Genomic DNA, 9,031 nt, shown 5'->3' on the forward strand with positions numbered 1-9,031 from the left:
CCGGGGGCCTCCCGGACCCCGGTGGGCGCGGGCGTCGGTCAGCCGGCGCCGGCCACCCGCCGCGCGAACAGCGCCAGGCCCGCGCCGCACTGCGAGTGCAGCGGCTCCGGAAGCGCATCCGGAGTGAACCACCCCAGCGCGTCGAACCTGTGCGGCTCGCCGATCGCGACCGTCGCCGGGTCGACGCGGACCGCGAAGACCACCGCCACCCAGTGCGAGTCGACCGGTTCGCCGCGCAGCACGTTGCGCACCCCGAGGGTCTCGACGTCGAGCGCCTCGGTGGCGTACTCCTCGCGCACCTCGCGAGCGACCGCCGCCTCGAACGTCTCGCCCCATTCCAGCGCGCCCGCGCCGGTGTCGCACGTGTCGGGCTCGTCGCGGGCGCCCGCGCCCCGCCGGGCGAGCAGCACGCGGCCGGCGCCGTCGTGGCAGACGAACACGCACGACACGGACGGTGCGGCCGGAGTGGGGCGGTTCACGAAGCACGCTTCCCTGGGAGACGAAGAGACTCAGAAGTGGTCGAGGAGTTCCGGGAACGCGGTCAGCCGCAGCACCCGGTCGTCGTGCGGGTCGAGGACGCTCTGCTCCAGGACCCACGTGTGCGCGTTGGGGATGAAGACTGCGTTCAGGCCGGCGCCCCGAGCCGGGAGGATGTCCGACTTGGGGGAGTTGCCGATCATCCACGTGGTCTCGGGAACGAGCCCGTGCGTGCGGGTCAGGTCGACGTACACGTCGACGCCCTTCTCCATCACGATGTGCGTGCTGCTGAAGTGGTGGGCCAGCGCGGAGGCGTCGATCTTGCGCTGCTGCTCCTCCGTGTCGCCCTTGGTCAACAGGAGCAGGTCGTGGCGCGTGCCGAGCGCGGTGAGCGTCTCGACGACGCCGGGCACGAGCTCGATCCGGTTCTCCACGAGCGCGACCGCGAGTTGCTCGATGTGTCGGCTCTCGGCCTCGGAGACGGGCCGCTCCCGCAGCCGCGCCAGCGTCTCGCCGAGGCTGCGCAAGAACATCTTGCTGCCGTAGCCGTAGGTGATCGCGTTCGCGGCCTCGATGTCGTTCAAGATCTCGCGAATGCGAACGCGGTCGAGCGTGGGATGGTCGATCCAGTCGAGGTAGTCGTCGATGACCCGTTCGAACAGCACGTTGTTCTCCCACAACGTGTCGTCGGCATCGAAGATCAGAACCTGGCGCCGGTCCCCTGCTTTGGTGTCCATGAATCGACTTCGTCTCTGTCCGCTCGGCGACACTGCGGCGAACATCCTAGACTCCGACCCCCGAAGCGATCATCACCTTTTTCGCGCGGTCCCCGGGCCGTTCGAGCCGCCCCGGCGGGGCCCTGCGACGCCCCGCCGGCACGGCGGCGGCAGCCGATCAGTCCCGCCTCCCCTCGCCCGGCGCGCGGTCCGCGAATTCGTCCACCGCCAGGTCGCCCGTGGGGAGTTGGGGCAGGCGATACACCGCCCGACCGACCAGGTGGGTGGCCACCGGGACCGTGGTGAGCTGGAAGAAGGCGACCATCACGAGCATGCCGATGTCGATGCCGCTGCGCAGCCGCAGCCCCAGACCGAAGGTGACCAGGAGCAGACCCAGCACCTGGGGCTTGGCGACCGTATGCATCCGCGACAGCAGGTCGGGAAAGCGCAGCAGCCCCACGCCCGCGACGAACGCGAGCGCGCAGCCGGCCAGCAGGCACACCGCCGACGCCGTGTCGGCGATCTCGCCGCCGCGCACGTCAGTCCTCCTCGCGGGCCGAGAAACGCACGATCGAGACCGAGCCGAGGAACCCGACCAGGGCGAGCGCGAGGAGCACCGGGACGGTCGTGGTGTGCCGGTTCAGGGTCGCCTCGGCGGCGATGCCGGCCAGGACGACCGCCAACACCATGTCCACCGCGACCGCGCGATCCAGCGTCGAGGGGCCGCGGACGAGGCGGATCAGCGCCATCACGGCGGCCGATCCGAGCAGGGCGAGCGCGGCGACGCCGACCAGGGGGTTCACGGGCGGCCTCCGCGGGTTCGGTTCAGCAAGGCGAATTCCTCTCGGGTACCGAAGGCCGCGATCACGCGGGCCTCCAGGCGCACGACGCTGCGCCGCGCGGCCTCGACCGCGGCCGGTGTCTCGGCGCCGAGGGCGTGGATGTAGATCACGGTGGGGGTGCCCTGGCGGATCTCGATCACGATGCTGCCGGGCATCACGTTGAGCGCGAGCACGGTCGCGGTGAGCATGACGTCCGAGCGGCCGATCAGCGCGACACCCACCACCGAACTGCGCGGTAACCGGCCCGGCCACAGCGCCTGCCACGCGACCCGCAGCGACGACACCACCAGGTCGACCACGAACAGCACGACGAACCGGATCAGCCCCCACGGCCGGAACGCGAGCCCGGCCCGCCCCGGCGGCAGCGGCAACAGCGCCAGGATCGCGACCGCGATCACCGCGCCGGTCAGCACGTTGGCGAACGACAGGTTGCCCCACAGCGCCACCCACACCGCGGTCAGCCACACCACCATCAGCGGCGACACGCGCCGCGCCGCGGGCGTCCGCAGCCGGGTGCTCATCGGCCCGACCCCCGCTCGGATCCGCCGGGCAGCGGTACGGCGTCCACGTAGGCGTGGCCGACCAGTTCCGCGCCGGTGCGATCGGTGAGCGCGACCAACGGCCCGGCCCACAGCGTGAACGCGAGTCCGAGGCCGACCAGCGCGCACGTGGCGAGCGTCATCGTGCGTGGCAGCACCTTGCTCGTCGCCGCGACGTCGCGCCCACTCAGGCTCGCGCCCGACGAGTACGCGGTCGCCCCCGACTCGTCGGGCGAGCTCCCGAACACCTGCCCCCACACCCGCGCCATCGCGTAGAGCGTCAGCAGGCTCGTGCCGACCGCGGCCGTGATCAGCACGTACGACGTCACCGTGCCCACCTCCGCGCCCGCCCGCAGCAGCAACCACTTGCCCAGGAATCCGGACAGCGGCGGAATCCCACCCAGGTTCATCGCCGGGACGAAGAACAACACCGCGAGCAGCGGCGACATCCGCGCGAGCCCGCCGAGCCGACCCAGGTCGGTGCTGCCGCCGCGTCGCTCGATCAGCCCGGTGACCAGGAACAGCGACGTCTGCACGGTGATGTGGTGGACCGCGTAGAACACCGTCCCGGCCAGCCCGGCCGCGCTCGCGAGCGCGATCCCGAACACCATGTAGCCGATGTGGCTGACCAGGGTGAACGAGAGCAACCGGTTGAGGTCGCTCTGCACGATCGCGCCCAGGATGCCGACGATCATCGTCAACGCCGCCACCACGAGGAGCAGTTCGCGCAGTCGACCGTCGGGGAACAGCAGCGTCTGGACCCGGATGATCGCGTACACCCCGACCTTGGTCAGCAGTCCCGCGAACACCGCGGTCACCGGCGCGGGCGCGGTCGGATACGCGTCGGGCAGCCACGCCGACAGCGGGAACACCGCCGCCTTGACGCCGAAGCCGATCAGCAGCATCGACTCCAGGATCAGCCGCACCCCGGGGTCCACGTCGGGCAGTCGCACCGCGAGGTGCGCGAGGTTGACCGTGCCGGTCGCGGCGTAGATCATCGCGATCGCCACCAGGAACACCAGCGAGGACAGCAGGCCGACCACGACGTAGCCCGCTCCCGCCCTTACCCGCGCGGCCGTTCCACCCACGGTCAGCAGGACGTAGCTGGCCGCGAGCAGGACCTCGAAGCCCACGTACAGGTTGAACAGGTCCCCCGCCAGGAACGCGTTGGCGACTCCGGCGGCCAGGATCAGATAGGTCGGATGGAACACCGACAGCGGCGTCCGTTCGTCCTTGTCGGCACGGCCCTGCCCGATCGAGTAGATCAGCACGCCCAGGGTGACCGCGCCGGAGACCACCAGCATCAGCGCCGACAACCGGTCGGCGACCAGCACGATCCCGGTCGGGGCGGGCCACCCGGCCAGGCGCGCCACCACGGGGCCGTCGCGGTCCGCCTCGACCAGCAGGGCGATTGCGACGCCGAGCACGGCGGTGAGCACGCCGACGCTGATCACCCGCTGCCCGCGCGGCAGTCGGCCGCCGATCGCGAGCTTGAGCCCCGCGCCGAACAGCGGCAACAGAACCGGGAGCGGGACTAGATGGTTCATCCGCGAGGCTCGTTCCGGGGGTTCGACGCGGTGGGGCCGGGCGGGTTCGACGCGGTGGGCCCGGGCGGGTTCGACGCGGTGGGCCCGGATGGGTTCGCCCCGCGCGGGAACTCGGTGTCGGGTACGTCGTCCACGATCTGGTCGGCACGGGCGACGGCCGCGCGCTCGGCCCGGGCCCGACGGTTCAACTCGCGGCGCGACGCGCGGAACCGGGCCCGCAGTTCGGCCCGCTGTGCGCGATGCTCGGCCTTGATCTCCCGCAGCCGCGCTCGCAGTTCGTCGCGTCGCACCCGGGCGATCCGCTCCTGCTCGGGCCGGCCGCCGTGCCCGTCGGCGTCCACCCCCAGCCGCTCGCAGTCCGCGAGGTAGCCACTGCGCGCCTCCGTGGCCAGCCGCTGCACCCGCGCGCCACGCGCCGCGGTCTGATCACGCAACTCCCGCCGCAGTCGGCGATGTTCGGCCCGCAGGTCGACTCGCTCGGCGCGCCGCACCACGCGCAGGTCCTCGGCGTCGTCCTGGATCTCGTCGGTCCCGCTCAGTTCCCAGTGCCGGTGCACCATGGCGAGCACGAACGCGGTCACCGCGAGGGTGATCACGATCGCGGTCAGAATCATCGCCTGCGGCAGCGGGTCGTTCATCCGGGCCGGCTCGGTGACCCCGAGCACGGGCGCGCCGCCCGCCGGACCGCCGCCGGTCAGTACCACGAGGTTGACACCGTTGCCGATCAGCACGACGCCGAGCAGGACCCGGGTCAGGCTGCGTTCCAGGATCAGGTAGACGCCGACGCCCACCAACACGGCGGCGGTCAGCACCAGATCCAGGGTCGGGCTGTTCACACGATCACCGTCCGTTCGGCGTCCCGATCGCGGGCCTGTCCGATCCGCCGGTCCAACTCGCCGCCCAGTGCGCTCAGTACGTCCTGCACCAGGCCCACGACCAGGAGATAGACGCCGATGTCGAAGAACACCGACGTGGCGATGTGCACGCCGCCGAGCAGCGGCGGCGACGCGTCCAGCACGGTGCTGCGCAGCGCCGAGCCGCCGGCGAGCAGACCCACCAGGCCGGCGCCCGTGCCCACCACGAGGCCGGTGCCCAGCAGGAGCCCGGCGGGCAGTGGCAGCGCCTCGGCGAGTTCGTAGCGTCCGCCCGCGAGGTAGCGCACGAGCAGTGCGAGCCCCGCGGTGATGCCGCCGGCGAACCCGCCGCCGGGGGTCGAGTGGCCGCTGAACAGGAAGTACAGCGACAGGACCAGGATCGTGGGGAACGCGACGCGCGCGACCACCTCGAACAGGACGGTGCGACGTTCGGGGGCGAGCGTGCGGGCGCCGGCGAGCCAGGGGATGCGGTCGCGGCGCGGGTCGTAGGGGGCGGGTCGGGGCGACGCGGCCGCGCCGGTTTCGGGAACGTTGCCGCCGGGTCGGGGCGACGCGGCGCCGGCTGCGACTTCGTCGCCGAGCCGGACCGGTGCGCGGTCGCGGCGCAGGAAGATCAGGCTGGTGACGCCGATCGCCGCGACCGCCAGGACCGCGATCTCGCCCATCGTGTCCCAAGCGCGGATGTCGACGAGCAGGATGCTCACGATGTCCTTGCCGCCGGCCTCCTTGGCGGCGTCGGGGAAGGCCACCGACACCGGCGTCGCGGTTCGGGCGGCGAACGCGGAGATGGTCACCGTCGCGACCACGGCGGCGGTCAGCAGCGCGATGGCGGCGTGCAGGGCGCGGCGCCGGTGGCGCAGGCCCGACGTGAACCGGCGGGGCAGGCGGCGCAGCACGAGCAGGAACACCACGACGCTGACCGTCTCGACCAGGCCCTGGGTCAGCGCGAGGTCGGGCGCGCCCTGGAGCACGAACAGCGTCGCGCAGCCGTAGCCGGTGACGCCCACGAGCAGCACCGAGGGGAGTCTGCCCCCGGTCCTGGTGACCTGGAGCGCGGTCAGCGCGACCAGGACCGCGACCACGACCTGTGCGGACGAGTCGGACCAGCGCGGCGAGTGCGGCATCGGCAGCGGCAGGTCGACCAGGGCGGCGCCGGCGGTGATCGCGATCAGGCTGATCAGGATCACCCCGACGTACACGGGCATCGAGCCGCGCTGGGTGGTGCCGGTGAGTTGCAGCGCGCCGCGGTCCACGCCGCGCACGAGCGCGTCGTACAGGCGCGAGGGCTCGATCCGGGCGGTGGCGAGTTGGAGGCGAACGACGGGTTCGCGGGCCGCGAACAGCGCCACGCCGGCGCAGATCGCGCCGGCGGACAGGTACAGCGGCGTGCCCGGGCCGTGCCACAGCGCAAGGTGGTAGTCGGTCTCGGCCGGGAACAGGTCGGCGTACGAGGAGATCCAGTGATCGAGCGGTCCGGCGGCGAGGCCGAGCGCGACGCAGCCGGCGCCGAGCAGCACGGCCGGGCCCAGCAGCAGCCCACCGAGCGGTTCGCACGTGGTGTCCGCGACACCGGGCTTGCGTACGAACGCGCCCCACACGAACCGCAGGGTGTACGCGGCGGTCAGCGCCGAGCCGGCGACCAGAGCGGCGAGGGCGAGGGTGTCGCCGGTACCGCGATGCAGGAACGCCTCGTACACCGCCTCCTTGGCGACGAAGCCGGCCGTCGGCGGCAGGCCCGCCATCGACAGTGCGGCCACCACCGCGACCGCGCACGTGACGGGCATCGCGCGGGCGAGTCCGGAGAGTCGGCGCAGGTCGCGGGTGCCGGCGCCGTGGTCGATGATGCCGACGACGAGGAACAGGGTCGATTTGAACAGGGCGTGGGCGACGAGCATGGCGATGCCGGCGAGCGCGGCGTCGCGGTTGCCGGCGCCGGTGACCACGGTCAGGAAGCCGAGTTGGCTGACCGTGCCGTAGGCGAGTACGCGCTTGAGGTCGTTCTCGCGCAGCGCCCGCAAACCGGCGAGCAGGAGGGTGACGGCGCCGGTGATCAGCACGAGGGGTCGCCAGGGCGGGAGTTCGGCGAAACCGGGGGCCAGCCGGGCGACGAGGTACACGCCGGCCTTGACCATCGCGGCGGCGTGCAGGTAGGCGCTGACCGGGGTGGGCGCGGCCATCGCGGCCGGCAGCCACGAACCGAACGGCACGATCGCGGACTTGGACAGCGCGCCGATCAGGATCAGCACGATCGACGTCGTGGTGATCGTGCCGGTGGGCGGTTGCGCGACGATCTCGGAGAGGCGGTAGGTGCCGGCCTCCTCGCCGAGGAGGATCAGGCCGACCAACATGGCGAGGCCGCCGAACGTGGTCATGGTCAGGGCCTGCATCGCGGCTCGGCGCGAACCGCGGTGCTCGGAGCGGTGGCCGATCAGCAGGTAGGAGAAGACGGTGGTCAGCTCCCAGAACACGTACAGGAGGATCAGGTCGTCGGTGGTGACGAGCCCGATCATCGCGCCGGCGAATGCGACGAGGACGCCGGCGAAGGCCCCGAGGCCGGGTTCGTCGTCGGCGAAGTAGCGGGCGCAGTAGACCAATACGAGCACGCCGACCCCTGCGGCGAGGAAGACCATGAGCAGGGCGAGCGCGTCGCAGCGAAAGGCCAGCGCCACGCCGTGTCGCGGGATCCACTCGTGCGACTCGACCACGGGCGTGCCGTCGAAGACGGCGCTCGCCTGCGCGAAGGCCCAGCCGGTGGTGGCTGCCGGGAGGGCCGCGAGTACCAGGAAGGCGTTGCGGCCGAGCCGTTGAACGAGCCACGGGGCGATCGCCGCGACCACGAAGTACGAGGCCACCGAGAAGGTCATTACGCAACGCTATGGGGCAATGTGGCCGAAACCTCACTATTCACGGCCGATGTCACCCGTTTCCCAGGGGAAAGAGCGTGGGCGCGGCACGGGTCCGGTCGGTCCGGCCTCGTCTCGTCCGGTCTTGTCCGGTCATGTCCGGCCCGGGCCGGTCGCCCGGACGGGCGATCCGACCGTGCACGCCGGGGAGCCTCGCGAGCCACGATGCGTGCACCAGGCTCGGCACCGAGCGCCTGAGCGGCTCCCCCATCCACGTGCCGGCCCATCACCGTGCCCGATGTTCCTGGGCCCGGCGTACTCCTGCCGCCCGGACGAGGTCGTTGTCCTCACCCGTCCCGAGGACCACGAGCCGCACCGCGTCGACGACCGTGGGTACCTCGAACCGGCCGCGTTCGTGGCGGAGTTCGCGAAGGACCGGGCGGACCGCCGAGTGTGCGGTGCGTCAGGTCAGCGTCGAGCGGACTGCCTCCGGGGTGCGCCCGATCACTGCGCTGCCGTCGTCGGCGGTGATGATCGGGCGCTGGATGAGGATCGGGTGCTCGGCGAGTGTCTTGATCCAGCGGTCGCGCGTGGCCGCGTCGCGGGCCCAGGTCTTGAGGCCCAGGTCGCCCGCGACCGCCTCGCCGGTGCGTGCGATGTCCCACGGCTCCAGGCCGAGCCGGGCCAGAACCGCTTCGAGTTCGGGCGCGGTCGGCGGGTCGTCGAGGTAGCGGCGGACGGTGTACTCGGCGCCCTCCTCGTCCAGCAGCGACAGGGCGGAGCGGCACTTCGAGCAGGCGGGGTTGATCCAGATCTCCACGTGCGGACTTCCTTCGGCGAGACGATCCCTTGCGGGGGTCAGCCTGGCAGGCCGCGAGCCGCGACGCGCAACGCCTCGGCGATCGGGGCTCGGGACGGAGGGTCGAACCCGGGCCGTCGGTCGTCCAGGCGCAGTGCTCCAACACCGTGGCCGGCGCGGGCGTTGCTCATCGACGCCCGGACCCTGGTCGCCAGGTCGCCCGTCGGGTGGCCGGTGCGGCGTCCCGAGGGCGGCGCGGCCGAGTCGGAGGTCGGGCACGGTCGAGGTCGAGCAGGTGTGTTGTGCGCGTCCCGGGCCGCCCTCGCAGCCGCGTCGGACGGCCTGGCCCGGCGGGCCCCACCCGCGGTCCGGGCCCGTCCGCGCCGCCGCAGG

The 9,031-nt window shown here is 72.4% G+C and carries 9 protein-coding genes and 1 pseudogene; all 10 read right to left on the reverse strand.

The window, feature by feature from the left end; all coding sequences use genetic code 11:
• Positions 1–38 precede the first annotated feature (38 nt).
• Positions 39–479, reverse strand: coding sequence for an NUDIX domain-containing protein (locus GT354_RS03805; RefSeq protein ID WP_346011833.1), 441 nt, complete (start codon positions 477–479; stop codon positions 39–41).
• Between the two features lie 30 nt (positions 480–509).
• Positions 510–1,214: an HAD family hydrolase gene (locus GT354_RS03810; RefSeq protein ID WP_161354735.1), complete on the reverse strand. Its 705-nt coding sequence runs from the start codon at positions 1,212–1,214 to the stop codon at positions 510–512.
• A gap of 157 nt (positions 1,215–1,371) precedes the next feature.
• Positions 1,372–1,731, reverse strand: a complete 360-nt coding sequence (mnhG, locus tag GT354_RS03815) for a monovalent cation/H(+) antiporter subunit G (protein WP_161354736.1) — start codon at positions 1,729–1,731, stop codon at positions 1,372–1,374.
• A gap of 1 nt (position 1,732) precedes the next feature.
• Positions 1,733–1,996 (reverse strand): monovalent cation/H+ antiporter complex subunit F, encoded by a 264-nt coding sequence (locus GT354_RS03820; protein ID WP_161354737.1) that lies wholly within the window; start codon positions 1,994–1,996, stop codon positions 1,733–1,735.
• Positions 1,993–2,556, reverse strand: a complete 564-nt coding sequence (locus tag GT354_RS03825; protein WP_161354738.1) for a Na+/H+ antiporter subunit E — start codon at positions 2,554–2,556, stop codon at positions 1,993–1,995. Before GT354_RS03825 ends, GT354_RS03820 begins: the two co-directional genes overlap by 4 nt.
• Positions 2,553–4,121: a Na+/H+ antiporter subunit D gene (locus GT354_RS03830; RefSeq protein WP_161354739.1), complete on the reverse strand. Its 1,569-nt coding sequence runs from the start codon at positions 4,119–4,121 to the stop codon at positions 2,553–2,555. The genes GT354_RS03825 and GT354_RS03830 overlap by 4 nt, the downstream gene beginning before the upstream one ends.
• The gene (locus GT354_RS03835) at positions 4,118–4,957 is read right to left on the reverse strand and encodes a Na(+)/H(+) antiporter subunit C (protein WP_161354740.1); all 840 of its coding nucleotides are present in this window, start codon (positions 4,955–4,957) and stop codon (positions 4,118–4,120) included. Before GT354_RS03835 ends, GT354_RS03830 begins: the two co-directional genes overlap by 4 nt.
• Positions 4,954–7,860 (reverse strand): Na+/H+ antiporter subunit A, encoded by a 2,907-nt coding sequence (locus GT354_RS03840; RefSeq protein ID WP_161354741.1) that lies wholly within the window; start codon positions 7,858–7,860, stop codon positions 4,954–4,956. The genes GT354_RS03835 and GT354_RS03840 overlap by 4 nt, the downstream gene beginning before the upstream one ends.
• Before the next feature lie 442 nt (positions 7,861–8,302).
• Positions 8,303–8,659, reverse strand: coding sequence for an arsenate reductase family protein (locus GT354_RS03845; RefSeq protein WP_161354742.1), 357 nt, complete (start codon positions 8,657–8,659; stop codon positions 8,303–8,305).
• Between the two features lie 38 nt (positions 8,660–8,697).
• A pseudogene (locus GT354_RS53430) lies at positions 8,698–9,031 on the reverse strand (hypothetical protein); the annotation flags it as partial.

The sequence above is a fragment of the Streptomyces sp. SID3343 genome, assembly GCF_009865215.1.
GTDB lineage: Bacteria > Actinomycetota > Actinomycetes > Streptomycetales > Streptomycetaceae > Embleya.